Source organism: Corallococcus sp. BB11-1 (assembly GCF_026626625.1).
GTDB classification, from domain to species: domain Bacteria; phylum Myxococcota; class Myxococcia; order Myxococcales; family Myxococcaceae; genus Corallococcus; species Corallococcus soli.
In genome coordinates, this window is sequence record NZ_JAPNJY010000004.1 from 174,903 (window position 1) to 200,736 (window position 25,834).

25 protein-coding genes are annotated in these 25,834 nt (G+C 69.3%); 12 read left to right on the forward strand and 13 right to left on the reverse strand.

Annotation, left to right across the window (positions count from 1 at the left end; translation table 11 throughout):
- Nucleotides 1-101 precede the first annotated feature (101 nt).
- A complete protein-coding gene (gene rpmA / locus OV207_RS06225; RefSeq protein ID WP_120536731.1) occupies nucleotides 102-377 on the reverse strand; it encodes a 50S ribosomal protein L27 in 276 nt (91 codons plus the stop codon).
- Nucleotides 378-427: 50 nt separating this feature from the next.
- Nucleotides 428-736, reverse strand: a complete 309-nt coding sequence (gene rplU, locus OV207_RS06230) for a 50S ribosomal protein L21 (protein ID WP_120536730.1) — start codon at nucleotides 734-736, stop codon at nucleotides 428-430.
- A 259-nt stretch (nucleotides 737-995) separates the two neighbouring features.
- Here rplU and OV207_RS06235 point away from each other — a divergent pair, with 259 nt between their 5' ends.
- On the forward strand, nucleotides 996-1,358 hold the full coding sequence (locus OV207_RS06235) for a hypothetical protein (RefSeq protein ID WP_267553453.1): 363 nt from the start codon (nucleotides 996-998) through the stop codon (nucleotides 1,356-1,358).
- A gap of 26 nt (nucleotides 1,359-1,384) precedes the next feature.
- Here OV207_RS06235 and OV207_RS06240 read toward each other — a convergent pair whose 3' ends face one another.
- Nucleotides 1,385-3,397, reverse strand: a complete 2,013-nt coding sequence (locus OV207_RS06240; RefSeq protein ID WP_267553455.1) for a serine/threonine-protein kinase — start codon at nucleotides 3,395-3,397, stop codon at nucleotides 1,385-1,387.
- A gap of 175 nt (nucleotides 3,398-3,572) precedes the next feature.
- Between OV207_RS06240 and OV207_RS06245 the strand changes: the two genes are divergently transcribed.
- A complete protein-coding gene (locus OV207_RS06245) occupies nucleotides 3,573-4,535 on the forward strand; it encodes an isopenicillin N synthase family dioxygenase (protein ID WP_193347173.1) in 963 nt (320 codons plus the stop codon).
- 15 nt (nucleotides 4,536-4,550) lie between these two features.
- A complete protein-coding gene (locus OV207_RS06250) occupies nucleotides 4,551-5,594 on the forward strand; it encodes a carbon-nitrogen hydrolase family protein (protein ID WP_267553457.1) in 1,044 nt (347 codons plus the stop codon).
- On the opposite strand, the gene gatB is transcribed toward OV207_RS06250, so the two are convergent.
- The 4 genes from gatB to OV207_RS06270 are packed head-to-tail and all read right to left on the reverse strand — an operon-like array spanning nucleotide 5,591 to nucleotide 9,209.
- Complete coding sequence (gene gatB / locus OV207_RS06255) at nucleotides 5,591-7,036, reverse strand: Asp-tRNA(Asn)/Glu-tRNA(Gln) amidotransferase subunit GatB (protein WP_267553459.1); 1,446 nt, start codon at nucleotides 7,034-7,036, stop codon at nucleotides 5,591-5,593. The genes OV207_RS06250 and gatB overlap by 4 nt on opposite strands.
- A gap of 33 nt (nucleotides 7,037-7,069) precedes the next feature.
- Nucleotides 7,070-8,536: an Asp-tRNA(Asn)/Glu-tRNA(Gln) amidotransferase subunit GatA gene (gene gatA / locus OV207_RS06260; RefSeq protein ID WP_267553461.1), complete on the reverse strand. Its 1,467-nt coding sequence runs from the start codon at nucleotides 8,534-8,536 to the stop codon at nucleotides 7,070-7,072.
- 6 nt (nucleotides 8,537-8,542) lie between these two features.
- Nucleotides 8,543-8,830 (reverse strand): Asp-tRNA(Asn)/Glu-tRNA(Gln) amidotransferase subunit GatC, encoded by a 288-nt coding sequence (gene gatC, locus OV207_RS06265; protein ID WP_193347169.1) that lies wholly within the window; start codon nucleotides 8,828-8,830, stop codon nucleotides 8,543-8,545.
- A 43-nt stretch (nucleotides 8,831-8,873) separates the two neighbouring features.
- Nucleotides 8,874-9,209: a zf-TFIIB domain-containing protein gene (locus tag OV207_RS06270; RefSeq protein WP_193347168.1), complete on the reverse strand. Its 336-nt coding sequence runs from the start codon at nucleotides 9,207-9,209 to the stop codon at nucleotides 8,874-8,876.
- 189 nt (nucleotides 9,210-9,398) lie between these two features.
- On the opposite strand from OV207_RS06270, the gene OV207_RS06275 reads away from it, so the two are divergent.
- From OV207_RS06275 to OV207_RS06285, 3 genes are all read left to right on the forward strand, one after another.
- Nucleotides 9,399-12,479, forward strand: coding sequence for an FtsK/SpoIIIE family DNA translocase (locus OV207_RS06275; RefSeq protein ID WP_267553464.1), 3,081 nt, complete (start codon nucleotides 9,399-9,401; stop codon nucleotides 12,477-12,479).
- A gap of 129 nt (nucleotides 12,480-12,608) precedes the next feature.
- Complete coding sequence (locus OV207_RS06280) at nucleotides 12,609-12,893, forward strand: antibiotic biosynthesis monooxygenase family protein (protein ID WP_267553466.1); 285 nt, start codon at nucleotides 12,609-12,611, stop codon at nucleotides 12,891-12,893.
- 34 nt (nucleotides 12,894-12,927) lie between these two features.
- Entirely contained in the window at nucleotides 12,928-14,151 is a 1,224-nt protein-coding gene (locus OV207_RS06285) for a THUMP domain-containing class I SAM-dependent RNA methyltransferase (protein WP_267553468.1), read from the forward strand.
- On the opposite strand, the gene plsY is transcribed toward OV207_RS06285, so the two are convergent.
- Entirely contained in the window at nucleotides 14,077-14,655 is a 579-nt protein-coding gene (gene plsY / locus OV207_RS06290; protein WP_267553469.1) for a glycerol-3-phosphate 1-O-acyltransferase PlsY, read from the reverse strand. The two genes, OV207_RS06285 and plsY, sit on opposite strands and share 75 nt — an antisense overlap.
- Nucleotides 14,656-14,674: 19 nt before the next feature.
- Nucleotides 14,675-15,106: a DUF2752 domain-containing protein gene (locus tag OV207_RS06295; RefSeq protein WP_267553471.1), complete on the reverse strand. Its 432-nt coding sequence runs from the start codon at nucleotides 15,104-15,106 to the stop codon at nucleotides 14,675-14,677.
- Nucleotides 15,107-15,195: 89 nt separating this feature from the next.
- Here OV207_RS06295 and OV207_RS06300 point away from each other — a divergent pair, with 89 nt between their 5' ends.
- Nucleotides 15,196-15,750 (forward strand): DUF4920 domain-containing protein, encoded by a 555-nt coding sequence (locus OV207_RS06300; RefSeq protein ID WP_193347162.1) that lies wholly within the window; start codon nucleotides 15,196-15,198, stop codon nucleotides 15,748-15,750.
- A gap of 22 nt (nucleotides 15,751-15,772) precedes the next feature.
- Nucleotides 15,773-16,411, forward strand: coding sequence for a hypothetical protein (locus OV207_RS06305; protein WP_267553473.1), 639 nt, complete (start codon nucleotides 15,773-15,775; stop codon nucleotides 16,409-16,411).
- A 16-nt stretch (nucleotides 16,412-16,427) separates the two neighbouring features.
- On the opposite strand, the gene OV207_RS06310 is transcribed toward OV207_RS06305, so the two are convergent.
- From OV207_RS06310 to OV207_RS06325, 4 genes are all read right to left on the reverse strand, one after another.
- Nucleotides 16,428-17,366, reverse strand: coding sequence for a hypothetical protein (locus OV207_RS06310; RefSeq protein ID WP_193347160.1), 939 nt, complete (start codon nucleotides 17,364-17,366; stop codon nucleotides 16,428-16,430).
- 99 nt (nucleotides 17,367-17,465) lie between these two features.
- Nucleotides 17,466-19,010 (reverse strand): radical SAM protein, encoded by a 1,545-nt coding sequence (locus tag OV207_RS06315; protein WP_193347159.1) that lies wholly within the window; start codon nucleotides 19,008-19,010, stop codon nucleotides 17,466-17,468.
- A gap of 122 nt (nucleotides 19,011-19,132) precedes the next feature.
- Nucleotides 19,133-19,834: a hypothetical protein gene (locus OV207_RS06320; protein ID WP_193347158.1), complete on the reverse strand. Its 702-nt coding sequence runs from the start codon at nucleotides 19,832-19,834 to the stop codon at nucleotides 19,133-19,135.
- Nucleotides 19,835-19,864: 30 nt separating this feature from the next.
- Complete coding sequence (locus OV207_RS06325) at nucleotides 19,865-23,059, reverse strand: TonB-dependent receptor (RefSeq protein ID WP_267553476.1); 3,195 nt, start codon at nucleotides 23,057-23,059, stop codon at nucleotides 19,865-19,867.
- Between the two features lie 230 nt (nucleotides 23,060-23,289).
- Between OV207_RS06325 and OV207_RS06330 the strand changes: the two genes are divergently transcribed.
- From OV207_RS06330 to OV207_RS06345, 4 genes are all read left to right on the forward strand, one after another.
- Nucleotides 23,290-24,036, forward strand: a complete 747-nt coding sequence (locus OV207_RS06330) for an energy transducer TonB (protein WP_193347156.1) — start codon at nucleotides 23,290-23,292, stop codon at nucleotides 24,034-24,036.
- Between the two features lie 67 nt (nucleotides 24,037-24,103).
- Entirely contained in the window at nucleotides 24,104-24,787 is a 684-nt protein-coding gene (locus OV207_RS06335) for a MotA/TolQ/ExbB proton channel family protein (RefSeq protein WP_193347155.1), read from the forward strand.
- 102 nt (nucleotides 24,788-24,889) lie between these two features.
- Nucleotides 24,890-25,303, forward strand: a complete 414-nt coding sequence (locus tag OV207_RS06340) for an ExbD/TolR family protein (RefSeq protein WP_193347154.1) — start codon at nucleotides 24,890-24,892, stop codon at nucleotides 25,301-25,303.
- Nucleotides 25,303-25,812, forward strand: a complete 510-nt coding sequence (locus OV207_RS06345; RefSeq protein ID WP_193347153.1) for an ExbD/TolR family protein — start codon at nucleotides 25,303-25,305, stop codon at nucleotides 25,810-25,812. The genes OV207_RS06340 and OV207_RS06345 overlap by 1 nt, the downstream gene beginning before the upstream one ends.
- The last annotated feature ends 22 nt before the right edge of the window (nucleotides 25,813-25,834 follow it).

Genomic DNA, 25,834 nt, shown 5'->3' on the forward strand with positions numbered 1-25,834 from the left:
AAAGCGGGCCGTCCACGCATCCAACCGTCGGTGAGGACGGGGTGGACCGGGAACGACCCGCTCGGGGATGCCGTGCCCGGGGTTGCCCCCGGAGCGACCGACTAGGCGCTCGCCTGCTCGGCGGCGGCCGGGTACACCGACACCTTCTTCTTGTCGCGGCCGAGACGCTCGTACTTCACCACGCCGTCCACCGTCGAGAAGAGGGTGAAGTCGCGGCCGAGCTTCACGTTCGTGCCCGGGTGGATGACCGTGCCGACCTGCCGCACGAGGATGCTGCCCGCGGAGATGGTCTCGCCGCCATACACCTTCACGCCACGGTACTGCGGGTTGGAATCACGCCCGTTGCGCGAAGAACCCTGTCCCTTTTTATGGGCCATGACACCTGCTCCTTGAAGTTCGAGTGAAGAAGACCTGCGAAGGGGACCGACTAGCCGGAGATCGAGGTGACCTTCACCTCGGTGTACGGCTGACGGTGGCCACGACGGCGGGTCCAGCCTTCCTTCTCCTTGCGGAAGTGGAGGACGCGGCGGTGCTTGTCCTGCGCCAGCACCTTGCCCACGACCTTCGCGCCCGACACCGTGGGCTGCCCCACCTTCGGGCTGTCCGAGCCGCCCAGCAGGAGGACCTCGGTGAAGGAAACCTCGGCGCCGATGTCACCGGTGATCTTCTCGATCCGGAGAACGTCGCCCTCGGCAACGCGGTACTGCTTCCCGCCCGTGCGAATGACTGCGTACATCGTCGAACCCCTGTCAGCTATGGAATCCAACGCGCATTTCGGACGGCGACCGCCCGGCGCGCTAAAAGACGGCGGGACTTACGGGAAACCCAGGGGGGAGTCAAGGCACATGGCGGATCAGAACGACCGCAACCCCCACCCGTCACTTTTGAATAGAATTCCTGGAATAAAGTCCACTAGAACGCAAGCCTGGGATCGCAGAGGATGCGATCGGCTTGTAAAACAAACCTGTACCTCATCCCTGAGGGGGAGAACCACCATGAAGAAGCTCCTGATCAGCCTGGCGGCCATGGCCTCGCTTACCGCGTGCGGCGGCAACCTGTGCGACGACTCCGAGGACGCGGCCAACGACCTGTTCGAGAAGGCCGAGGCCTGTGGCCTGACGCTCCAGAAGCCCGCGGAGCCCACGGACGCGGAGCGCGACGCCTGTAAGGAGGCCCTGGACGCGTGCTCGGACTCCGACAAGGACAAGCTGGACGAGTACCTGTCCTGCCTGAAGGACGCGGAAGGCTGCGACGACAAGACGACCGCCGAGCAGGCGGCGTACGGCGCGCGCATCGAGGCGTGCAGTGCCAAGCTCACCGGCGTGAGCGCCGCGTGCGCCTTCGGCTCCGCGGACTGAGTCGCCAGGCTTCGGCCTGACGGCACCTAGAGCCCGGTTCCCTCCCCTGGGAATCGGGCTCTTTCATTGCGGGCGACCGTGCCTCGCGTGCCCAGCGCCCGGTCCACCACCCGGCGGCGCTGCTGGAACTCCAGCTCCAACGGATCCAACAGCAGGCCGCGCTCGTAGGCCTCCAGGGCCCGCTTGAGCTGGCCGTCCCGCTCCAGGGCGCTGCCGGTGAGGAAGTGCACCCGCGCGGTGCCCACCGCCCTGGGATGCTCGGCCAGGAACTCACGGCGCAGGACCTCCGCCTGCCCCGCGGTGAGGCCCGCCTCCAGGCACCGGGCGACGCCCCGGGGGTTGCCCAGCCGGGCGTCGTAGCGTGCCCGGCGCGGCGGCAGGCCCAGCGTGTCACCCGCGTCCCTCACGCGGCCCAGCATCGCCTCCAGGCGCGCCTGCTGTCCCCGCGACAGGGGCCGCTGCCGCACGGCCGACAGCGCGGTCCACAGCTCGCGGGCCCGCTCGCGCGCGGCCTCCAGCTCCACGTCCGGAGAGAGGCCCAGCACCACGTAGTGGGTCCCCTCCCCGCCCAGCCGTTCAGCGTGGGCCGCGAGGATGCGCTCCGCCTCCGCGTCATCCGGAAGCTCCCGGGGCGCGGGCGGCGGTGAGGCCGGGGTGCCGGACAGGTGCTGCTCCACGCGCGCCTTCAACGTGGGCGACGGCGAGACGAACTGGACGCCGAAGCCCGGGCGCATGCTCCAGGCCTGGGCCTGCTCGGGCGAGACATGGCGCACCACCTCCCCCGTGACGGTCAGCGGCCCCGTGCGCAGGGGCAGCACCACCTGGACCCGGGAGAACAGCGGGGGCAGCTCCCCCGTCGCGTGCAGGAACACCCCGCCGCGCGACAGGTCCGAGCCCGTGAAGGGCCGCGGCTGCGCGCCGGGCTGGAGCAGCACCTGCACCGGCGCCAAGAGGGTTCCTCCATTCGCCGCCACCGGAGGCGTGCCCCGGGGCGCTCCCGGCGGCAGGGGGGACGCGGGACGGGGACCCGGCATGGCCACGCGCGGCGGAGGGGTCCGGACCACCAGGGCCTGCTCCAGCGCGGCGCGCAGGGCCAGCGCGTTCGGGAAGCGCTCCTCGGGGGTCTTCGCCAGCGTGCGCAGCACGACGGCTTCCAGCGCGGCCGGAACCGTGGGGCAGAGCGAGCGCGGCGGCGGAGGCTGCCGCGTCTGGTGCGCGACCAGCTGGGCGGTGAGCCCCTCGTCCGGAAAGGGCAGCCGCCCGGTGAGCAGCTGGTAGGCGATGACGCCCACCGCGTACAGGTCCGCGCGGCCATCCAGGCGCCGGCTCAGCGACTGTTCGGGGGCCATGTACTCCGGGGTCCCCACGATGATGCCCGCCATCGTCTCCGGCATGCTCGCGTCCACCAGCTTCGCGATGCCGAAGTCGAGCACCTTCACGAACGGCATCCCCCGGCCGCGCTTCACCAGGAAGATGTTGTCCGGCTTCAGGTCGCGGTGGACGATGCCCCGCGCGTGCGCCGCGTGCAGCGCGTCACACACCTGGGCCAGCATGGGCACCACCGCGCCAGCCGACAGCGGCGTCCCCACCCAGGCGGACAGCGGCGCCCCTTCCAGGTACTCCATGATGAGGTACGGACGCGGCGCCGCGGCGTTGAGGTCGAAGATGCTGACGATGTTCTCGTGCCCGATGAGGTTGACCGCCCGGGCCTCGGCATGGAAGCGCTGCACCAGCTCCGGGTAGCGCGCCAGGTGCTCGTGCAGCACCTTCACCGCCACCCGGCTGCCAATGGAGACGTGCTCGCCCAGGTACACGGACCCCATGCCACCCCGGCCCACCCGGCGCACCAGCCGGAAGCTGCCCATCCGCGTCCCCACCAGCGGATCCACCTCTTCCTGCGCCGGCCCCGTCCCCGGCTCCACCGCGCCCGCGCTCACCACGGCGTCCGCCTCACGGACGAGCGTGTCGCACGACGTCTCCGGTCCATGTCCCCGACCGCACGCCACACACGTGCGCTCACTCCTCGCGACTTCGGCCATACCGCTCCCCCCCGGCCAATTCCCCGCCCAATCTGCACATCCCGGAAGCCCCGTATCCACTGTCAATGAGGGCGGTTGTCGCAAAGTGAGGGAGGGCCCCTCCCCTGGGCCGGGGTGACGGTTGGGCGCAGGACTGCGGCGTGTCAGGAAGGTGTCACGCGGGTAGGATGCGCCCATGTCCCGCTCGGCCCGACGCATCCCCACCGTGAACCTGTCCCACTACCGCTCCGGCACGCCCGAGGAGCGGGCCCGCTTCGTCCAGGTGTTTGGCGACGCGCTCAAGGAGTTCGGCTTCGTGACCGTGGAAGGCCACGGCGTCGAGGACGCGCTCATCCGCCGCACGTACGCGGACGTGGAGCGCTTCTTCCAACTGCCGGAGTCCACCAAGACGCGCTACGCGGTGCCGGAGCGTCCGGGGCAGCGCGGCTTCATGGCGTTCGGCCAGGAGCACGCGAAGAACCGCAAGGTGGGGGACATGAAGGAGTTCTGGCACGTGGGCCGCGAGCTGCCTGCGGGCCACCCCTACCTGGAGGACTACGGCGGCAACGTGTGGCCGGAGGAGGTGCCCTCCTTCCGCGAGCACACCCTGACGCTCTACAAGGAGCTGGACGACGCGGCGACGGTGATGCTCCAGGCGCTCGCGGACTACCTGGGCATCGCGCGCAACACGTTCAGCGACATGACGGTGGATGGCAACTCGGTGCTGCGGCTCATCCACTACCCGCCCCTGAAGGACCGCTTCATCCCGGGCGGGGTGCGCGCGGCCGAACACGAGGACATCAACTTCATCACGCTCTTGTGCGAAGGCACGTCTGGCGGCCTGGAGCTGCTCACGCGCGACGGCGAGTGGATTCCCGTGGACACGCTGCGCGGGCAGATCGTCGTGGACTCGGGCGACATGCTCAGCCGCGTGATGAACGGCGTCATCCCGTCCACCACGCACCGGGTGGTGAACCCGCCCAGCACGGAGCAGGACACCGTGCGCTACTCGATGCCCTTCTTCGTGCACCCGTTCTCCGACTGCATCCTCAAGCCGCTGCCGCAGACGGAGACGCCGGACAACCCCGCGCGCCACCCGCCCATCACCGCGGACGCGTTCCTCAAGCAGCGCCTGCGCGAGCTGGGCTTCCTCAAGTAGCCGCCCGGGCCCCTCGTGCCTCCGCCCGACGCCGTCGAACTGTTCGCCATCCAGCCACGCATCACGCTGGACGACTACGCCTCGCCAGAGACGTTCGCCGCGCACCACCGGGCCCTCGCCGCGCGGGTGGACGCGCTGCGAGCCCGGGACGCTTCGGGCCGGCCGCTGCATCCCGCGCTCGCCGTGTGGCCGGAGATGGTGGGCGCGGCGCTCGGGCTGATGGGGCACCTGCCGCGCGTGCGCCGCTGCAAGACGACGAACGGCGCGATGACGCGCGTGGCGCTCGCGGAGTGGCTGGCGATGTTCCGGACCTGGCGCGCCTTCCAGCCTCCTTCGATGGAGGAGTGCCTCTACGCCACGGTGGCGCCCCGCGTGCACCGGGCCCTGTTCGAGACCTTCTCCGGAATCGCGCGCGATCATGGTCTGTGGGTGGTGGCGGGCAGCGCGCTGCTGCCCGCCAACCGCCTGGGCATCGACACGCCGGAGTACGCGCCGGCGTTGGCCCGCACCTTCAACACCAGCTACACGTTCGCGCCGGACGGCCACTGCGTGAGCGTCACGCGCAAGGTGAACCTGGTGCCCACGCAGGAGGACGTGCTGAACCTGAGCCCCGGTCGCCCGGAGGACCTGCCCGTCGTGGACACGCCCTTCGGAAGGCTGGGCACGCTCATCTGCTACGACGGCTTCCGGGAGCCGCACACCTCCGGGGAGCCGTGGTTCGTGCCGTGCGCGCAGTACCTGGATGCGCTGGGCGTGGACGTGCTCGCGCAGCCCTCCGCCAACGCCTGGGCCTGGGACGCGCCCTGGGCCTTCAACGCGCCGGGCGAGTCCCAGCTTCGCCGCGAGCAGTGGTTCAACGAAGGCCTCTTCACGCAGCTGCGCACCCTGAAGCGCGTGCGCTACGCGGTGAACCCGCAACTGACCGGAGGCTTCTTCGAGAACACCTTCGAGGCCCCCTCGCTCATCCTGGAGCGCAGGGGACCGGACGACGTGCACGTGCTCGCCCAGTCCGCGGATCCGCGCGGAGAGGACGTGCTCCACGTCACCGTGCCGGGTTAGTCCCCGAGCTTCTTCTTCAGCAATTCGTTGACGAGGCCGGGGTTGCCCTTGCCCTTCATGGCCTTCATCACCTGCCCCACGAAGAAGCCGTACACGCTCTTCTTGCCGGCCTTGTACTTCTCCACCTCGCCCGCGTTCTTCGCGAGGATGTCGTCCACCACCGCCTCCACCGCCCCCACGTCGCTCACCTGCGCGAGGCCCTTCTCCGCGATGATGTCCGCCGGAGCGCGGCCGGTGCGGAACATCTCCCCGAGCACGTCCTTGGCCGCGTTCGCGGACACCGTGCCCTTCTCCACCGTGGCCAGCAGCTCGCCCAGCTGCGCCGGCGTGAAGCGCAGCGCGGACAGCGGCGTGCCCTCCTCCTTGAGAAGGCGGCTCAGCTCACCCAGGAACCAGTTGGAGAGCTTCTTCGCGTCCGACACATGGGCGGCGCAGGCCTCGAAGAAGTCCGCCAGCGGGCGCTCGGCGGTGAGGATGCGCGCGTCGTAGGCGGGCAGCCCGTACTGGCCCATGAAGCGCGTGCGCTTCGCGCGGGGCAGCTCCGGCAGCGACTTCGCCTGCGCGTCCCGCAGCGCGTCCGACACGAGGAGCGGCTGGAGGTCCGGCTCCGGGAAGTAGCGGTAGTCGTGCGCGTCCTCCTTGGAGCGCATCGACCGGGTGATGCCCTTGTTCACGTCCCAGAGGCGCGTCTCCTGGTCCACCTTGCCGCCGGACTCGATGACGTCCACCTGCCGCGCGGCCTCGTACTCGATGGCCTGCTTCAGGAAGCGGAACGAGTTGAGGTTCTTCAGCTCGCAGCGCTGCCCATAGGTGGTGGACCCCTTGGGCATCACCGACACGTTGGCGTCACAGCGGAAGCTGCCCTCCTCCAGGTTGCCGTCGTTGACGCCCAGGTACACCAGCACGTCGCGCAGCACCTTGAGGTACTCCACCGCCTCGTCCGCGTCGCGCAGGTCCGGCTCGCTGACGATCTCCATCAGCGGCACGCCCGCGCGGTTCAGGTCCACCAGGCTCTGGCCTCCGGAAGCGGACGCGTCGTGCACGCTCTTGCCCGCGTCCTCCTCCAGGTGGATGCGTCGCACGCGCACCGTCTTCTCACCCGACGGCGTGTCGATGACCAGCTCGCCCCACTCGCAGATGGGCTGGTCGTACTGGGTGATTTGATAGCCCTTGGGCAGGTCCGGATAGAAGTAGTTCTTCCGGCTCCACACGCTCGTGGGCTTTACCGTGCACCCGAGCGCCAGCCCCGTGCGCACCGCGTACTCCACCACCCGCTGGTTGAGCACCGGCAGCACCCCGGGCATGCCCAGGCACACGGGGCAGGTGTGGTGGTTGGGCTCGGCGCCGAACGCGGTGGAGCAGCCGCAGAAGATCTTCGACTGCGTGAGCAGCTGCGCGTGGACCTCAAGGCCGATGACCGTCTGGAAATCGCTCAGGGGCATGGCGGTGTCACCCTTGCCGGCGTCCGCTCCCCGCTAGACGGGGACGGCGCGGCGGAAGAAGTCGTGCTCGCGCTCGAACGCGCGGGCGATGCGCAACAGGCGGGCCTCGTCGAACGGGCGCCCCAGGATCTGCAGGCCCACCGGCAGCCCGCCTTGCGTGAAGCCGCACGGCACGGACAGCCCGGGCAGGCCCGCCAGGTTGCAGGGCAGCGTGTAGACGTCCATCAGGTACATGGACAGCGGGTCGTCCACCTTGTCGCCCAGCTTGAACGCCGGCACGGGCGACGTGGGCGACACGAGCGCGTCCACCTGCTGGAAGGCCCGCGTGAAGTCCTCGCGGATGAGCGTGCGGACCTTCTGCGCGCGCAGGTAGTAGGCGTCGTAGTAGCCGGCGGACAGCGCGTAGGTGCCCAGCATGATGCGGCGCTTCACCTCCGCGCCGAAGCCCTGCCCCCGCGTCTGCGTGTACAGCTCCTTGAGCCCGCGCGCGTCCTTCGCCCGCTGCCCGTAGCGGATGCCGTCGTAGCGCGCCAGGTTGCTGGAGGCCTCCGAGGACGCCAGCAGGTAGTACGTCGCGAGCGCGTACTTCGTGTGCGGCAGCGACACGTCCACCAGCGTCGCGCCCATCCGCTCGAACTCCTCCAGCGAGGCGCGCAGCGTGCCCTCCACCTCCGGGTCCATGCCCGCGGTGAAGTACTCCCGGGGCACGCCCAGCTTGAGCCCGCGCACCCCGTCCTCCAGGCCCGTGAGGCAGTCCGGCGTCGCCACGTCCGCGGAGGTGGAGTCGAGCGGATCATGCCGCGCGATGAGCTGGAGCAGCGCCGCCGTGTCCGCCACCGTGCGCGCCATGGGGCCCGGCTGGTCCAGGGACGAGGCGAAGGCGATGACGCCGTAGCGCGACACCCGGCCATAGGTGGGCTTGAGCCCCACCGTGTTGGTGAAGGCCGCGGGCTGGCGGATGGAGCCGCCCGTGTCGGTGCCCAACGCGCCGAACACCTCGCGCGCCGCCACCGCCGCCGCCGAACCGCCCGACGAGCCGCCCGGCGTACGCGTCAGGTCCCACGGGTTGTGGGTGGGGAAGTACGCGCTCGACTCGTTGGACGAGCCCATGGCGAACTCGTCCATGTTCAGCTTGCCCAGGAGCGGCAGCCCCGCCTCCTTCAGCAGGCGCACCACGGTGGCGTCGTACGGCGGGACGAAGCCCTCCAGGATGCGCGAGCCGCAGGTGGTCTCCACACCCTGGGTGAGGAAGATGTCCTTCAGGCCCACCGGCACGCCGTCGAGCGCGCTGGCGGGGCTGCCCGACTGGCGGCGCGCGTCGCTGGCCTCGGCGGCCCTCAGCGCCCCGGCCTCATCCACGCGCAGGAAGGCGCGCACCTTCGGGTCCACCTGGGTGATGCGCTGGAGGCTCGCGCGGGTGGCCTCCACGGAGGACACCTCGCGCGTGGCCAGCTTCGCGGCCAGCTCCAGCATCGACAGGTCGGTGAGCGTCGACGACATGGCGGGCTACTCCAGGATCTTCGGGACCGCGAAGGCGGTGCCCACCTTCGCGGGCGCGTTGGCGAGCCCCGCTTCCGGGGGCAACGACGGCCGCATCACGTCCTCGCGCAACAGCGAGGACGCGAGCGTCGCGTGGGAGGTGGGCTCCACCTGACCGACGTCCAGCGCCTCCAGCTCCGCCACCGCCTCCAGCACCTGCGACAGCTGGGTGGCGTAGCGCGACTCCTCTTGCGGCGTCAGCGACAGCCGCGCCAGCGTGGCCACGTGCCGGACCTGCTCGAGCGTGAGGGCCATGGGGACCGCCTCCTGGAGGTTCTGGACGATGCGCTGACGACGACTACGAGCGCTTGAACAGGTTGAGGATGGCGCCCATCACCTTGCCGCTCTGCTCGTGGCCGTGCTGGCCCAGCATCTGCTCCAGCTCGCCCGCGTCCAGCCACACGCCGTGGCAGTTGAAGCAGCTGTCCAGCTCCACGTTGCCCTGCTTGAGCGTCTGCAGGTCCATGCCGCACTTGGGGCACTTCATGAAGTGCAGCTTCTTCAGCTCCTCGCGCTGCTGGGCCGCCGTCTCCTGGGACTGCTGGAGGGCCAGCTTGCGCTTGGCTTCAATCTCCTCGCGCGCGAAGTAGTCGTCTTCGTTGTGGGAGGGCTTTTCGGGGGTCAGGTCGGACATGGCTCGGGTTCTCCTTGGCGGCAGGCACCATACCCTCTCCCCGAGGGGCCGCAGCCGAAATGTAGGCCCTGTCCGGCCCCCTGGGATGACTGCCGGAAAATTGACCCGGCCCCCTCCCTCCCTATTCTCGCCGCGCGGATTGCTACAGCTCGCTACGCGGCTGGAATCGGGCAGAGGGAACCGGGGTCCATGACAGCGGCCAAGAAGGGTGGTCGGGCGGAGAAGGCAGTGCTCTCCCGACAGGAAATCGCGACCAAGCGCAAGGCGCTCGCGAACAAGAAGATGAAGGCGGGAGGGGCAGCCAGCCCGGCCAGGAGGGCGCTCGTGGGCGTCTTCGTCCTGGCCGCCTCGCTGCTCGCCTTGCTGGCGGTCGCCACGTTCGACGCGCACGACCGGAAGGGCCCCGGCTTCCACAACGCGGTGGGGCCCATGGGCCACCTCATCGCGGAGGCGCTGCGCGGCGCGCTGGGGGTGTGCGCCTACTTCGTCCCCGTGGGTGGCATCTACACCGCCGTGGTGCTGTTCGTGGGCAACCGCGAGCGGCGCCGGCTGCCGCAGATCATCTCCCTGGCGCTGCTCACGTGCAGCGTGGCGGTGCTCTCGCAGCTCATGTTCGCCAAGGACAAGGGCTGGGCGCACCCTCCGGGTGGCGCCCTGGGCGCGGGCCTGGGCGGGCTGATGGAGGGCATGTTCTCCACGGTCGGCACCGTCATCCTCGTCACCGCCATCAGCGCGGCGGCGCTCATCGTGGGCACGCAGTACACGTTCTTCAAGCTGTGCTCCTACGTGTGGGCCGGGCTCACCGTGCTGGGCCGCCGCATCTCCGAATCCGCGCACGTCTTCTGGGAGGCGCAGAAGGTGTCCTACCAGGCCCGCCAGGAGCGGCTCGCGCAGGAGAAGGAGGAGGAGGCCGCCTTCCTCGCCGAGCTGGAGGCCGAGGAGGAGGAGCTCTCCGAGGCCGAGCGTCTGGCCGAGGAGGCCGAGGCCGCCGAAGCGGAGGCCATGGCCGAGGAGGCCGTGCGCCTCGCGCGGCAGGCGGAGAAGGAGCAGGCCGCCAACGCGAAGAAGGCCCTCAAGGAGTCGCGCGAGAAGCCGGAGCGCAAGCCCGTTCGCGAAGAGGCGCCGGAGGACGACGACGCGCAGGACGAGCAGCCGTCCCTGCCCCCGGAGCGCGCCGAGCGCCGCCCGCCGGGCGCGGATCCCGCCTGGGCCGCGTCCTTCCTCGCCCCCCAGCCGCAGCTGCCCGCATCCACCGAAGGCGCCGAGCCCCCGCGCCGCGCCCGCAAGACGCCGCAGATCGTCACCCCGCCCTCCGCGCCGTCCTCGCCCCCCGTGCCCGCCGCGGCGCTCGCCGCCCCGGTGGCGGAGGCCCCGGCGAAGCCCCTGGTGGCGGACAAGGCGGAGAAGCCCGTCGCGGCCTCGCCCGGCAACGCGCTCGTCCCCGCGCCGCCCTCCGCGCTGGCGCGCATGCCCCTCATCGTGGAGCCCAAGGCCCCGCCCAAGCCCACCGCGGTGAAGCGGCCGCAGGACCAGTTCGAGTTCGTCGGTGACCGCAAGAGCTTCTCCCTGCCACCGCTGGACGTGCTGGAGGCGGACAAGAAGGAGCGCACCGCGCTGGACAAGGACGCGTTCCTCGTCACGGCGGAGAAGCTGCGCGCGAAGCTCGCGGACTTCGGCATCGTGGGCGAGGTGGTGGAAATCCGCCCCGGCCCCGTCGTCACCATGTACGAGTTCCTGCCCGGCCCCGGCATCAAGGTCAGCAAGATCGCCGCGCTCCAGGACGACCTGGCCATGGCGATGGAGGCCATGCGCGTGCGCATCGTCGCCCCCATCCCCGGCAAGGGCGTGGTCGGCATCGAAGTCCCCAACCGCGACCGCGAGACGGTGTTCCTCAAGGAGATCGCCGAACAAGACACGTTCCAGAAGAGCGCCAGCAAGCTCACCATGTGCGTGGGCAAGGACATCGAAGGCATGCCGTACGTCTTCGATCTGGTGAAGGCGCCCCACCTGCTCATCGCGGGCACCACCGGCTCCGGCAAGTCCGTGGCGGTGAACGCGATGATCATGAGCATCCTCCTCAAGGCCACGCCCGAGGAGGTCCGCTTCATCATGGTGGACCCGAAGATGCTGGAGCTCTCCGTCTACGAGGGCATCCCGCACCTGCTGCTCCCCGTCGTCACCGACCCGAAGAAGGCCGCGCTCGCGCTGCGCTGGGCCGTGGAGGAGATGGAGCGCCGCTACCAGCTGCTGTCCGAGGCGGGCGTGCGCAACATCGCCGGCTACAACAAGCTGGTGGAGACCAGCGCGTCGGAGGTGAAGGCCGCCGCGCCCGCGCCCGCCGCGAAGAAGAAGACGAAGCCCAAGAAGCTCTTCGTCGTGGACGTGGAGGGCAGCACCGTGCCCGCCGCCTCCGCGAGCGACGGCATGGGCGTGGCTGCCCCGCGCGAGGACGACTCCGACGAGCTGCGTGAGGCCATCGTCTCCGAGCCGGCCCCCGACCTGGAGGCCGACGGCGAGGTGGACGCGGAGTTCGAGGAGGAGGGCGACGCGCCCGAGCAGGTGGAGGCCGCTGGCGAGGCCAAGAAGGAGCTCAAGAAGCTGCCCTACATCGTGGTCATCATCGACGAGCTCGCCGACCTGATGATGGTCGCGAGCCGCGAGGTGGAGACGTACGTCGCGCGGCTGGCGCAGATGGCGCGCGCGGCCGGCATCCACCTGATGGTCGCGACGCAGCGTCCGTCCACGGACGTCGTCACCGGCATCATCAAGGCCAACTTCCCCACGCGCATCAGCTTCATGCTGCGCTCGAAGCCGGACTCGATGACGATCCTCGGCACGGTGGGCGCGGAGGCCCTCCTGGGCATGGGCGACATGCTCATCATGCCGCCCACGAGCGCCCACCTGCAGCGCGTACACGGCGCCTACGTGTCCGAGCAGGAGATCAAGAAGGCTGTGGACCACCTCAAGGCCCAGGGCAAGCCCGTCTTCGACGAGTCCATCCTCAAGCCGCGCGACGAGGACGTGGAGGGCGGAGAGCAGGAGGACGAACTGTCCGACGAGCTCTACGACCAGGCGCTCGCGGCGGTCAGCGAGATGCGCTCGGTCTCCATCTCCATGCTCCAGCGCAAGATGCGCATCGGCTACAACCGCGCGGCGCGCATGATCGAGCGCATGGAGCGCGACGGCGTGGTGGGCCCCGCGGACGGCGCCAAGCCCCGCGAGGTGCTGCTGCGCGGCCTGGGCGACATGCCCGGCGCCGGGGCGATGTAGCCCCCGCCCACGGCCTCCCCGCCGGGGAACGGACACCCGTTCCCCGGACGTTTCCCCTCGGGGGCGCTCCGGACCTGCTCCGGGCGCCCCCGTGGTTCTTTCCGCCCAGGGTTCCCGGAGCCGCCCCGAATGATCGTCGCCATCTCCCGCTTCCGCGCCCCGCCCGAAGAGGCGGACGGCTGGGTCCAGCGCCTCCAGGAGCGCTCGCGGAGGGTGGACGGCTACGCGGGCTTCCTGGGCCTGGAGGTGCTGCGCTCGTTCGAGCGCTCGCCTGAAATCCTGCTGGTGACGCGCTGGACGGACCGCGACGCGATGAAGGCCTACTTCCAGTCCGAGGACTTCCAGCGGGCCAAAGGGGCCAGCGCATCCCAGGAGGACGCCACCTTCGCGCTGTACGAGGTCGTGGCCACATGACATTCGCCCCGCGCTCGTCTAAGGGCGGTGCACCATGGCTGAACGTCTTGCCCTATTCGCCACCGCCGCACGCGGCACCGAGGACCTGCTGGCCGAGGAGCTGAAGGAACTCGGCGCCAAACGCATCCGCCAGGACCGGGGCGGCGTGCGCTTCATGGCCTCGCTCGACGAGGCCCTCAACGTCTGCCTCTGGTCCCGCATCGCCATGCGCGTGCTCTACCCGCTGGGCGAGTTCGAGGCCCCGGGCGCGCAGGGCCTCTACGACGCCGTGGCCAGCGTGCCGTGGGAGGAGCACCTCACCACGAACGTCACGTTCGCGGTGGACGCCAACCTGAAGGACACCGAGCACGCGCACTCGGGCTTCGTGGCGCTGAAGGTGAAGGACGCCATCGTGGACCGGCTGCGCGACAAGCTGGGCTCCCGGCCGGACGTGGACACGCGCAACCCGGACGTGTCCGTGGTGGCGCACCTGGTGAAGGAGAAGCTGTCGCTGTCCCTGGACCTGGTGGGTGACCCGCTGCACCGGCGCGGCTACCGCGTGCGCCCCACCCCCGCGCCCCTCAAGGAGAACCTGGCCGCGGCCCTGCTGCGCGCTGCGGGCTACACCGGCCAGGAGGCCCTGGTGGATCCGATGTGCGGCTCGGGCACCATCGTCATCGAGGGCGGCCTCATCGCCCGCAGGCGCGCCCCGGGCATCGGCCGCAGCTTCGCGGTGGAGCGCTGGCCGCACATGGGCCCCCGGGCGCGCGAGCTGCTCGCGGACCTGCGCGCGGACGCGCGGCGCAACGAGCGCAAGGTGGAGGTCCCCATCCTCGGCTTCGACAAGAGCGAGGAGGCCCTGGAGGCCGCGGACCGCAACGTGAAGGCGGCGAAGCTGGGGGAGGAGGTCCAGCTCGCGGAGGGTGACGCGACGAAGCTCGGGCCCCTCCCGGAGGGCGGCGGGCTCATCCTCACCAACCCGCCCTACGGCGACCGGCTGGGCTCCGGCGGACAGAAGGGCATGAAGACCTTCTACTTCAAGCTGGGCGACTCGCTGCGCGCGCTGCCGGGCTGGCGCGTGTGGGTGCTGTCCGGCAACCCTGCCTTCGAGAGCGCCTTCCACTCCCGTCCCATGATCCGCCGCGACGTGTGGAACGGCCCCATCCCCTGCACCCTGCTGGGCTACCGCGCCCCGGCCGGCCTCTCAAAGCCGGTGCTCGGTGCGCCGGGCGAGCCGCTGCAGGTTGCTCCGGTGCGTCCAGAGCATGAGGACGAATAGGCCCGCGGTGAGCAGCACGTAGTCGCGGGAGCGCGCGGTGAGGAACGCGGTGACGATGGCGACGACGGCGGCGGACAGCGACCCCACCGAACTGACGCGCCACTTCGCCACCACCAGCCCGTAGATGACCGCCCCGGCGAGCGCCGCCGTGGGCACCAGCACGCACAGCACGCCCAGGGCCGTGGCCACGCCCTTGCCGCCCTGGAGCTTGAGCCACACCGGGTACACGTGCCCCAGCACCGCGGACAGCCCCACCAGCGCGTGCGCCAGCGCGTCGCCCGGTAGCCAGTACAGGGCCAGGCCCACCGGCACCGCGCCCTTGACCGCGTCCAGGAGCAGCACCACCGCGCCCAGCTTCTTGCCGGCCACGCGCGTGACATTGGTCGCGCCGATGTTGCCGCTTCCGCTGGCGCGCACGTCCACGCCGAGCAGCCACCGCGTCAGCAGCACGCCGAAGGGCACGGAGCCGCAGAGGTAGCCCAGCAGGAGGAAGGCGGAGAGCACGGAGGAAGGGGCGCGGGCGCTACGCCAGCAGGTGCGGGAAGCGGGTGTGCACGACGACGTAGGCGTAATTGACGAGCAACACCAGCGGGAACGCGATGCGCACCCACCGCCATTCGCGCTCCTCCAGCCCCACCTCCGGGATGGGCAGCGCGAAGAGGAAGTGCAGCAGCGTCAGCACCGCGGCCGCCGCGAACAGCAGCGCGAACACCGTGCCCAGCGGGTTGGCCTCCCAGGCCCCCGGGATGTTGAAGTGCGCGACGCGGTCCGCCACCCGGGTCAGCCCACAGCCCAGGCAGGGCCAGCCTGTATGCTCGCGCAGCACACAGCCCCAGAAAGGGATGAGCCGCGCCACGGGGACGTACCGTCCCACGAGCAACCCTCCGAGCCCGACGAGCCCAATCCATTCGAATGTACCCAACCGGCGGTTGGGGGCGGGGATGGTGACCTTCATGCGCACCTCGCGCCGAGTGTGCTGGACAAGCCGGAAGGATGGAAGGGGCGCCTTGCCCGGGCCCGGAAACCTGGGCTAAGCGAACGGGCATGCACATGCTCCGCTCCGCCCTGCTGACGCTGGTCGCCGTTCCCCTCGTGGCCCTCGCGGCGGAGAAGACGCCCGCGCCCGCCAAGGCCGCCGCCGAGAAGAGCGACTGCCACCACCCCGCCGAGGCGAAGGCCTCCGAGGCCGCCAAGGCCGCGAACACCGGCTGGACGCTCACCCGGGGCGACGCCCTCAAGGGCGAGCCCACCGTGAAGCTCGCGGAGCTGCTCGCCAGGCCCCAGGCCCACGACGGCAAGTCCGTGCGCGTGGAGGGCCAGGTGCGCAAGGCCTGTGAGAAAAAGGGCTGCTGGATGGAGCTGGCCCAGGACGCCAAGAGCCCGGGCGTGCGCGTGACGTTCAAGGACTACGGCTTCTTCGTCCCGCTGGACTCCGCGGGCTCGCAGGCGCGCGTGGAGGGCGTGGTGAAGGTCGCGGAGCTGAGCGACGCCCACGCGAAGCACTACGAGGCCGAGGGCGCCATCGTCCCGCGCGGCGCCGACGGCAAGCCGCGCGAAGTCCAGCTCGTGGCCTCCGGCGTCGAGCTGCGCCGCCCGTAACATGGGAGGCCGCAGCTTCAGCATGCGCGGCGTGCAGGGCGCGGCCGACCGGGCCGTGCAGCACGCCCGCGCGTGGCTCCTGGAGACGGAGCCCGGGTCGCGCGTGCACGACGTGCAGTTGGATCCGCGCTTCCAGCACCGGGGCGTGGACCTGCTCTGGGAGCTGCCCTCGGGCGAGGTGCGCGGCATCGAGGTGAAGGGCGACCGCAACGCCACCCGCCGCCGCTACTTCTTCGAGCTGGTCTCCAACCTGGAGAAGGACACCCCCGGCTGCTTCCTGTACAGCGGCGCGGACCTGATGGTGTACGTGTTCCTCACGCAGGGAGAGCTGCACGTGCTGCCGCTGCCCCGGGTGCGCGAGTGGTTCATTCCCCGCGCGAAGGACTATGCCCTCAAGCACGCCTTCACCCAGACGGGCGCCATCCGCTACACCACCGTGGGCGCCGTGGTGCCCGTGCGCGACGTGGCCGAAGGCGTCCCCGGCGTGAGCGCGGTGAAGCTCAAGCGCGCCGCCCCCGTTGAACTGCCCGGCACGCCCGCTGCCCAGGCCGTGACGCCCGACACCGGCGCATCCAACGACACGCCAGCCGCCGCGCCCCCCGTCCCGGCCGACGCTGGGGCTCCGCCGCGACGGAGCCCCCGGCGCACGGGGACGGGGTGAGCGACCGCCCGCCGGACTAGCGCCGCCGCTGCGGCTGCGCGTGCTGGTGGCGGTGCTGGCGGTGGCCCGGGTGCATCTTGTCGTGCTGGGCCTCCAGCCGCTCCTGCGTGCCCATCAGCTCCAGCAGCGCGGCGCGGTCGTTCTGCTGCTTGAAGATGTGCTCCAGGCGGGGCACCAGGTCGAGCGCCAGGTGGATGTCGTTCGCCTTCTCCGCCTCCGCCAGCAGCGTGCGGCCCTCGATGGACGCGTCAATCCACGCCTGCAGGTGGATGAGGCCGTCCACCGCCAGCAGGCGGGAGATGGGCGCGCGCGTCGTGTCGTGGATGAGGTTCTTCAGGTCCTGGATGGCGGGCTCGCGCTCGCCCCGGGCGGCGCGGACCACCGCCTGGGAGATGCCGCGCCGGTCGGGCAGCAGGAACTCCTCGATTTCGGCGAAGGCCGCCGCGTCCTCCTGGTGCCCCTGGGCGGCCAGGGACTCGGCCAGGCTGTCGAACAGCTCCGCGTCCTTCTCCGAGAAGGGCGCCAGCGCCTCCTGGAGGAACGGCGCGGGCAGCGCGCCCTTGTCATCCAGCGTCAGGCGCGAGCGCAGCGACTTCAGGCGCTCGAAGGCGGCGGGCACCGGGGCGTCCTGCTGGCCGTTCAGGCGCTGGACGAGCGCGTTCATCAGCGCCGCCAGTCCTTCCGTGAACTCCTGCGGGGACACGCGGTCCCCCATCCAGCGGCGCCACAGCTCCACGGCCGCGGCCACGACGTAGTCCTTGAACGGACCGGTGCCCTTCCAGGAGCCCTTCCACTGCTGGGCGATGCCCAGCGGATACGCCGTCTCCGCCAGCTTGCGGTAGTCCGCCTCGCTCACGGGGACGCCGTAGTGCCCCAGCGTGCCCAGCAGGGCCTCCGTCGGGTAGTCCTTGAGGCCCTTCGTCTGCCATGACTTTTCCACGCGCTGCGTGCTCACCAGATGCGCTCCAAGGCCATGCGAGTGCCGGCCATCGGCCCCGCTGGGCGTCTTGTAGCGGAAAGCGGGGCTTGTCGGGTACGGCCTTGCGGGCCCCCGTCAGGCGGCGGACGGCTGGGGAGGGGGGCGTCCCGGCACGATGGGCCACACCGTGGGCTGCCTGCGCCCGTCTTCCACCCGGCGGGCCAGGTACGGGACGCACTCGCGCTCCTGGAAGGCCCGCTTCCAGGCGGCGAAGGAGCCTCCCGCGCGCCAGGCGTCCATCGCCGCGAGCCCCGCCTCCGGGCCGCACTGGGCCAGCATGTACTCCACCCAGGCCCAGCGCGCGGACGTGGGCCGCACCTCGGCCCGACCGCGCAGGCCCTTGCGCAGCCGCTCCAGCTTGTTCTCCACCTCGCGCAGGCCCGCGAAGGGCGCCCCATCCAGCGGCGTGTTGCGCTTGGCCACGAAGGGCGCGACCCCCAGCGCCACGGGCAGGATGCGGGACAGCTCGGTGGTGAAGCGGATCAGCTCGTCGATGTCCGCGTCGTCCTCATGCGGCAGCCCCACCACGTTGTAGACCTTGAGCTGCTTCATCCCCGCCGTGCGGGCGAAGCGGGCCGCGCGGACGATCTGCTCCTCGGAATGCTTGCGGTCCACCAGGTCCCGCATCTTCTGCGAGGCCCCGTCCGCGGCCACCGTGAGGTTCGTCGCCCCACCCCGCCGCAGCTGGTCCACCAGTTCCTGCGTGAGCCGGTCCGCGCGCAGCGAGGACACGCCCACCTCCCGCCCCGCGTCCACCAGGGTGCGCAGCAGCTCCACGATGCGGGGGTGATCCGTCACCGCCGCGCCCACCAGCCCCACGCGCTTCGCATGGGCGGGGATGAGCGACAGGATGCGCTCCGGGGGCACCGTGCGCATGCCGCCATTCGTCGTCCGGCGCATCACGCAGTAGTGGCAGCCGCGCGAGCAGCCCCGCTCCGGCTCGATGAGGAACATCGAGCGAAGCTCCGTGTGCGGCGTGATGATCTGCGTCCGGGCCGGCAGCCGGGCGTCCGTCGCCTTCGCCACGTGGTAGCGCGCCCCGCCCCGCCCGGGCACCCGGAAGCCGGGGATCCGCGACAGGTGCTCCAGCAGCGCCTCGCGCTCCATGGACGCCGCGGCCTCCAGCAGCACGTGGATGAGGTCCTCCGCCTCGCCCTGGACCAGCACGTCCACGAAGGGCTCCAGCGGGTCCGGGTTGGAGAACGTCAGCGGACCGCCCGCCACCACCAGCGGATGCCTTGCCGTCCGTTCCGCCGCAAGAACCGGCAAACCAGACAACTCCAACATCGTGAACAACCCTGTGAGCTCCAACTCATACGCCACAGAGAAGGCAAGCATTGCAAAACCAGACACCGGTGCCTGGGATTCCCAGGTAAACAATGGCGTCCGTGTTCTCTTGTATGTCTCGACATCATCGGGAAGGAAGACACGCTCGGCGGTCGCGCCGGCGTGCTCATGCACCTCCCGGTAGATGGCCTGGTACCCCAGCGAGCTCATGCCCACGTGGTAGGGGCTCGGGTAGCAGAGCGCGACCCGGTAGGGCGCCTCCTTGCGGAGCGTCCCCTGCTCGTCCGCCAGAAGCGAACAGACGTGCTCGATGAGTTCGTATCGGCCCTCCATGGTCCTCCAGAAAGTGGAATGCAGGTTGCATAAACACCACGGCCCCGGACCGCTACTCCCTCGTGGGGGAGGAGCTGCCGGGGCCGCGGAAGACCTTCAGGGTCGCCGAGTAGGACCGACGACTACTTGAACGACGGGACGTTGTCCGTCAGGACGCAATGGCCCAGCTCGGAGTCGCACTGCGCCTTGAAGTCCGGGTTGATGCCGGAGCCTTCGCCGCACGTGTCCGGACCGTTCGTCTCATCCGGAACCGCATCAGGATCGCAGGGCGTGGACGGCCACATCGCCCGCCAGGCGTAGCGGGAGACGCAGCCGTTGTTCGTGTACGTGAGCTCGCCGGCCATCTGCGTGCCCGGCGCACCCGGGTTCGAGTACACCTGGACATTGGCGAACTGGTACGTGATCGCTTCCGGAGCGGCCGTGTAGTCCTCACCCGTGGTGGCGTTGACGCCAGCAGAGCTGAATTCCGTGGCCTTGCAGAAGTCGTTCTCGTCCGTCGTCGTCTCCAGGCTTCCGATGGTCTGGAGGCCGGCGTACGTGTTGCCCGGGTCGAACTGACCCAGCGCCGCCAGGGCGTTAGGACGGATCACCAACTGAGACGTTCCCTGGTCCGGATTCGCGAACTTGAAGACGCCCAGGTCGTCGCCCGTGAGAGCCTCCGACCCGGCGCAGTTCTGACCCGTCGGGGCTTCGATGGCCTCGTACTTCACGAACCACACGCCCTCTTGGACGATGCAGCCCGCACTCGGCTGCTCGAAATCGCAGGCGGTGAGGCTGCCTGCCGTCCCCAGCATCACCAGCGTTGAAAGAATGCTCTTGCGCATGTTGCTGATCTTCCTCACGTGGGTACTGGTTTAGAACGTGTACCGGACACCGAAGCGGATCTGCCGCGGGGCCTGGTAGCGGTCGGGGTTCTTGAAGTTCTTGTTCACGTCCTCGGCGCTCAGGAACTCGCCCGGCGCGCCCCCCGCGATGGGAACGCGGCCAGGGTTGTCACCCGAGGGCAGGTCAGCCGCCGTACCGGGGGTCTGGGTCGCCACGTCGAACACCGGGAGGACCTCGGAGAACGTGTAGGACTCGTCCACGCTGTCCACGCCCTGGAAGTTGAAGAGGTTGAACACGTCCAGGGTGAAGGTGACGACGTTGTCCTTGCTGATGCGGTAGTTGACGCCCACGTTGGAGTCGACGCTGTTGATCCACGGGGTGCGACCACCGGTGCCGCGCGGCAGGACGAACGTCTCGTCCTGGCCGTAGTTCGGGTAGGCGCCGAGGTAGTTGATCGGCTGGCCCGAGTTGCCGCGGTAGGACAGACCGATGCTGGCGGACAGCGCGTTGGAGAAGTTGATCTCCTTGGCGCCGAACACCTTGATGGCGTGCGTACGGTCGAAGGGCAGCAGGCCCGTGCGGTTGTTCAGAAGCTCAATCAGGTCGAAGTCCGCGAGGATGTTCGGATCGAGCTGGTTGTTCTCCGGACGGAACAGACCGGGGTAGTTGCCGTACAGGCGGGACCACGTGTAGTTCGCCTGCGCCAGCCAGCCGTCCGTGAACGTGCGGTTCAGGTAGACGGTGACCGCGTCGTAGTCACGAACCGGCGTCGGGAACTCCTTGGCGAAGCCGCTGCCGGGGTTGCCGAGGAAGTACGTGTTGCCGTCGTCGCGGCTCATGTCCTCGATGACCTTGCCCATGTTGCGGTGCGTGTAGGTGGCACCGAGACGGGTGTTGGCCAGGAGCTCGTACTCGCCACCGACCACGAACTCATCGGAGGACTGCGGCGAGATGTCCGGGTCGACGGCCTGGTTCTGCACCAGACCACCGCTGTACAGCTCGTTCGCGTTCAGGCTGTTTTCCGCGCGGGGAACGACGAGGTTCGGGTCCGCGCAGGCGCCACGCTGACCTTCCAGCGTCGACGGATCGCAACCACCCGCCCCACCCGGCTCCGCCAGGAAGCGACGCGCACCGAAGCGACGCTCGCCCGGGAAGGCGCGGTCCATCATGTTGAGCGGAACCTGCTCGTAGTACCGGGCGAAGTTGACGAACAGCTTCGCACGGCCGTTGGCGAACGGATCCAGCACGGCGCCGAGACGGGGCGACCACTGGTTGCCGAGCTGCAGCGCCAGGTTGCCGTCACCGCCGTACATCGACTGCACGTCGTAGCGGACGCCCAGGTTCAGGGTGACGCGGTTGGCGATCGACCAGCTGTCCTGAAGGAAGCCACCGATGGTGGTGCCGCTCGTCGACGACTGCTGCAGGGTCTCGAAGACCGGCGAGTCCGGCGCCGTCTGGTAACCGTAGCGGCGGTTGTCGGACCAGATCGGGACGATGACGCCCTCGCGGGTACGCGCCGACGATTCCTGCCAGAACACGCCGCCCGAGTACGCCTTCTTCTGGTCGTAGGTCAGGAACTCCGCGTCCACGCCCGCCTTGAAGACGTGCGTGCCCAGCGCATTGAGCAGGTAGGTGCCCTTCGCGTTGATCTGGTAGCGGTCCAGCGTGGCTTCGGACATGAAGCCGGGGCCGCCGACCCGGTAGTTCGTCGCCGGGCAGCGCACTTCCTGCTCCGCCGCGGTCGTGCCGCAGAACTCAGCCGCGTTCGGGATGCTCTCGAACGTGGTCAGCGAACGCTGCCCCGTGTACTGCGCCAGCGCATAACCCGCCAGGCCCGTCGTGTCACCAATGGCGCTGCCGTCCGCCGGAGGCGTGGAAGCGGTCTGGTGGAACCAACCGGCGTTCGCGTCGATCAGGATCTTCTTGTCCAGGAAGGCGCCGGCGTACTTCAGGCCGAGGCCCGTGGAGTTCGCGCGGTTCTCGGTCTGGCCGATGTCCCCGGGACGCGTCGTCTGCGCACCCGGCAGACCACCCGTACGGGGGCTGATGGACAGCTTGCCCAGACCACCCGACACGGTCGGGGTGCCGTTCAAGGAGAACGACACGTTGTGGTCCTGGTTGATGAGGTACGTCAACTTACCCATGTACTGGATGGTGCGCGAGTCCGCGAAGTACTTCCGCTGCGACCCAGGGATCTCCTGGACCACGCTGAAGCCGTTCGCATCCGTCGCGATGTCGCCATCGTCGTTCAGGGTGAAGGCGTTGAGCGCACGGGTGTGCTCATAGCGCTGGAACGCAGGCGTGAAGCCCGCGAAGAACCAGAGCTTGTCCTTCAGGATGGGACCACCGAGGGTCGCGCCGAAGTCGCCCAGGTTGCTCAGGGCGTTCAGGCCGGTGACCGTGGTGCCGTCCTCGATGACCAGCTTCCGCTTGCCTTCCGTGGCGCCCGGGGTCCAGTTGGCGAACACAGAGCCGTGGAACTCGTTGGAGCCCGACCGGGTCACCGCGTTGATGACACCGCCCGTGGAGCGACCGAACTCCGGCATGTAACCGCCGGTGATGATGTTCACGTCCTGCACGAACTCGATGCTCAGCGGGCTGGCGTTCACGCCGAAGGCCGGGTCGTTCGTGGACAGACCGTCCACCACGTAGCCGTTCTCGGGCGAGGTCGTGCCGTTGATGGACACGCCGTACTGGTCGGACTGGGCGCCCGGGGCGAGCTCGGCCAGGGACTCAAAGGAGCGCGTCGCGCCACCCTTGCCCACCGGACGGGCCACCGCGATGCGCTTGATGAACTCCTGATCCACGTTCACGCCAGTGTTCGTGGAACCAACGTCGATCGTCGGCGGGCTGCCGATGACGTCCACCGTCGACGTGAAGCTGTCCGGCAGAAGCTCCACGTTCACACGGATGGTGCGATTGAGGAGCAGCTGGATTTCCGGGCGGGCGTAAGGCTTGAACGTCTCCTTCTCGAACCGCAGCGTGTACGTGCCCGGGGGCAGCTGGGGAATACGGTAGTTACCCTGAGCGTCGGTAACCACGATCTGCTCGCCCTGCAGGTTGGGTGAGGTGGCCGTGACAACGACATCGGCCGCCGGCTTCTTGTCCTCCGTGTTGATGACAGTGCCGAGAATGACGCTGGACTGCGCGAAAGCTGCTGATCCGTACAGAAGACCCGCAGCAAGGACAACTCCGGTTTCCCGAAGTACGTGTTTCACTTGCATACCAAACCCCTCCAAGGTGGGCTGCAACCGAAAATGACCTCGGAAAATATCCGAGGTCAAGCAGTTGTCAATAGACCGTTGCTTTTTGGTGACCAGTGGGGCATTGGCGCGATCACGTCGACGGCGCCCGACACGGTTGCTTGAACCCGGAACCCTTTTCTGTATGGTAGCGGCCCTTCAATCCGGGCAGGGCGGGACAGGCAGTCCACTGGTGAAGAGGAGTTACGTGCATGTTCGATTCAGTCCTTGACCGTGGGCAAGGACCCAGGTCTCGCTTCGGCGTCGGTGCGGGCATCTCCACGGTGCTCCACATCGGCCTGCTGGGTCTTGTGGCCTACCTCTCCTCGCGTCCTCCTCCCATCGAGGAGAAGGAGGTCGAGGTCACGCTGAGGGCGACCATGGCACCGCCGCCGCCGCCGCCTCCTCCCCCTCCTCCCGCGTCGAAGCCGAAGACGGAGAAGAAGGTCACGCCCAAGAAGCCCAAGGACGTGATCGTGCAGCCGAAGGAGATCCCCCAGCAGAAGCCGGAGGAGACCGAGACCCCGCCCGAGGCCGAGGAAGAAGAAGCGAGCGAGGCCGAGGTCGAGGGCGGCGTGGAGGGTGGCGTCGCGGGGGGTGTTGTTGGAGGCGTGGTCGGGGGTGTGATCGGGGGCGTGGTGGGCGGGCAACTGGGCGGAACGGGCACGGACGTGCTGTCGTTCGGTCAGGGCATGACGCGCCCGGAGAAGATCGGTGGTCCAGAGGTGTCGTACACGCGTGAGGCCATCGAGGCGCGCGTGCAGGGTCTGATGATCGTGAAGTGCGTCATCACGACCGAGGGGAAGGTCGAGCGCTGCCGCGTCATCAAGCCGCTCCCCCACATGGAGCAGGCCGTGATGGACGTGCTGGCCGCCTCACGCTACAAGCCCGTCACGTTCCAGGGCCGGCCTGTCGAGGTCCAGTACACCTTCAACTTCAACCTGAAGCTGCCGCGCTGATCCAGCGCACCCGCTGAACAGTCAGCCGAATCTACCCCGCGCTCGTGAGGAGGAGCGCTCCATAGCCATGCAATTCACTCTTGCCGAAATCTGGAATCACACGGGCCTCTTCGCCCGCATGATCATCTTCACCCTCGCCATCATGTCGGTGGCGTCGCTGGTCGTCATGGCGGAGCGGGTCATCGTCTTCCGCAAGACGCGCTCGGACAGCCGTAACTTCGCCGCGAAGATGGGCGCCATCCTCGCGAAGGGCGACCTGACCACCGCCGCGAATACCAACCTGGGCAAGGACGTGGGTCACCTGGGCCGCGTCATCAACTCCGGTCTGACGGCGTACCGCATCAACCCCGGCAACAAGGACCTGGCGGTGGAGTCCGTGGCCCGGGCGCTGGAACGCCAGGCGCAGCGTGAGGTGCAGAGCCTCAAGCGCGGCCTGACCGTGCTGGCCACGGTGGGTTCGACGGCGCCGTTCGTGGGCCTGCTGGGCACTACGATGGGCATCGTGAACGCCTTCCAACTGATGGCGGCGGCCGGCTCCGGCGGTCTGGGCACCATCTCGGCCGGTATCGCCGAGGCGCTCATCACCACGGCCTTCGGTCTGCTCGTCGCGATCCCCGCGGTGATGATCTACAACTTCCTGCAGGGTTGGGTGGATGCCCGCGCCGTGGACATCTCCGAGTCCTCCAACGAGTTCCTGGACGTGGTTGCGCGGCACGTGGGCGGCGGCGCCCAGTCCTCGCACGTGGCTTAGCTCAAGCCCACCCCTGGGACATCCCCACCCTCGAGGGCTGCACGGCGTCAACCCGCCGAGCCGCCCCGGGGTGGGACTCCCTTCCCGGACACAGGTGCACGCATGGGAATGTCAGCAGGCCCCAAAGGGGGCATCAAGAGCGACATCAACGTCACGCCGCTGGTGGACGTGGTGCTGGTGCTCCTCATCATCTTCATGGTCGTGACGCCCATGCTCCAGCGCGGAAAGTCCGTGGAGCTGCCCAAGGCCACGGAGATTGAAAAAGAAGGCGGCAAGGATGCCGACCCGCTGGTCCTCTCCATCACCACGGACAAGAAGGTGTTCGTGGAGAACGACGAGGTCAACGAACAGGGCCTTCAGGAGAAGATCGCCGAGGAGCTCGTGAAGGATCCGGGCAAGAAGATCCTGTTGAAAGGTGACAACACCCTGAGCGTGGGTGACGTGCGCAAGGTGCTGGACACGGCCCGCAAGGCGAAGGCGAAGCAGATCGCCCTGGGTGTCGAGGAGAAGAAGTAATGTCTCGAGGACACAAGCAGCGTCAGTGGGTCAAGGCCTCATCCGCGCCGAACTCGGAGATCAACGTCACGCCCCTGGTGGACGTGGTGCTGGTGCTCCTCATCATCTTCATGGTGGTGACCCCCCTCCTGGAAAAGGACATCCTCGTCCGCGTCCCGGAGACGGAGGTCGAGGAGAACCAGCCTCCGCCGGAGCCCGACGCGCAGCAGATCGTCGTGCAGGTGGACAAGGACGGCGCCTACTCCATCAACACGGAGCAGATCCCCGCCGCCGACTACGTTGCCCGCCTGAAGCGGATGTTGAACTCCAAGAAGGCGGACGAGAAGGTCGTCTTCTTCATGGCGGACGACGCGGCCAACTACGGCAAGCTGGTGGTGGCGCTCGACGGCGCCCGCGCCGCGGGTGCGAAGATCCTGGGCATGGCCACCGAGCTGCCCCCGAACGCGGTCATCCAGGGCACGCAGACGATGCCCGAGGGCGCTCCGCCCGCGCCGACGCCGACGCCCTGAGCCACCCGCTCAGGCCGGGCTG

What these genes read in the sequence shown, in the direction of transcription:
- OV207_RS06305 (WP_267553473.1), top strand. Translation starts at nt 15,773, where the DNA reads ATGCGCGGCGTGCAGGGCGCGGCCGACCGGGCCGTGCAGCACGCCCGC.
- OV207_RS06275 (WP_267553464.1), top strand. Translation starts at nt 9,399, where the DNA reads ATGACAGCGGCCAAGAAGGGTGGTCGGGCGGAGAAGGCAGTGCTCTCC.
- gatB (WP_267553459.1), bottom strand. Translation starts at nt 7,036, where the DNA reads ATGCCCCTGAGCGATTTCCAGACGGTCATCGGCCTTGAGGTCCACGCG.
- OV207_RS06340 (WP_193347154.1), top strand. Translation starts at nt 24,890, where the DNA reads ATGGGAATGTCAGCAGGCCCCAAAGGGGGCATCAAGAGCGACATCAAC.
- OV207_RS06295 (WP_267553471.1), bottom strand. Translation starts at nt 15,106, where the DNA reads ATGAAGGTCACCATCCCCGCCCCCAACCGCCGGTTGGGTACATTCGAA.
- OV207_RS06280 (WP_267553466.1), top strand. Translation starts at nt 12,609, where the DNA reads ATGATCGTCGCCATCTCCCGCTTCCGCGCCCCGCCCGAAGAGGCGGAC.
- OV207_RS06315 (WP_193347159.1), bottom strand. Translation starts at nt 19,010, where the DNA reads ATGGAGGGCCGATACGAACTCATCGAGCACGTCTGTTCGCTTCTGGCG.
- OV207_RS06345 (WP_193347153.1), top strand. Translation starts at nt 25,303, where the DNA reads ATGTCTCGAGGACACAAGCAGCGTCAGTGGGTCAAGGCCTCATCCGCG.
- OV207_RS06270 (WP_193347168.1), bottom strand. Translation starts at nt 9,209, where the DNA reads ATGTCCGACCTGACCCCCGAAAAGCCCTCCCACAACGAAGACGACTAC.
- OV207_RS06285 (WP_267553468.1), top strand. Translation starts at nt 12,928, where the DNA reads ATGGCTGAACGTCTTGCCCTATTCGCCACCGCCGCACGCGGCACCGAG.
- OV207_RS06245 (WP_193347173.1), top strand. Translation starts at nt 3,573, where the DNA reads ATGTCCCGCTCGGCCCGACGCATCCCCACCGTGAACCTGTCCCACTAC.
- OV207_RS06240 (WP_267553455.1), bottom strand. Translation starts at nt 3,397, where the DNA reads ATGGCCGAAGTCGCGAGGAGTGAGCGCACGTGTGTGGCGTGCGGTCGG.
- gatA (WP_267553461.1), bottom strand. Translation starts at nt 8,536, where the DNA reads ATGTCGTCGACGCTCACCGACCTGTCGATGCTGGAGCTGGCCGCGAAG.
- OV207_RS06320 (WP_193347158.1), bottom strand. Translation starts at nt 19,834, where the DNA reads ATGCGCAAGAGCATTCTTTCAACGCTGGTGATGCTGGGGACGGCAGGC.
- rpmA (WP_120536731.1), bottom strand. Translation starts at nt 377, where the DNA reads ATGGCCCATAAAAAGGGACAGGGTTCTTCGCGCAACGGGCGTGATTCC.
- rplU (WP_120536730.1), bottom strand. Translation starts at nt 736, where the DNA reads ATGTACGCAGTCATTCGCACGGGCGGGAAGCAGTACCGCGTTGCCGAG.
- gatC (WP_193347169.1), bottom strand. Translation starts at nt 8,830, where the DNA reads ATGGCCCTCACGCTCGAGCAGGTCCGGCACGTGGCCACGCTGGCGCGG.
- OV207_RS06325 (WP_267553476.1), bottom strand. Translation starts at nt 23,059, where the DNA reads ATGCAAGTGAAACACGTACTTCGGGAAACCGGAGTTGTCCTTGCTGCG.
- OV207_RS06330 (WP_193347156.1), top strand. Translation starts at nt 23,290, where the DNA reads ATGTTCGATTCAGTCCTTGACCGTGGGCAAGGACCCAGGTCTCGCTTC.
- OV207_RS06235 (WP_267553453.1), top strand. Translation starts at nt 996, where the DNA reads ATGAAGAAGCTCCTGATCAGCCTGGCGGCCATGGCCTCGCTTACCGCG.
- OV207_RS06335 (WP_193347155.1), top strand. Translation starts at nt 24,104, where the DNA reads ATGCAATTCACTCTTGCCGAAATCTGGAATCACACGGGCCTCTTCGCC.
- OV207_RS06300 (WP_193347162.1), top strand. Translation starts at nt 15,196, where the DNA reads ATGCACATGCTCCGCTCCGCCCTGCTGACGCTGGTCGCCGTTCCCCTC.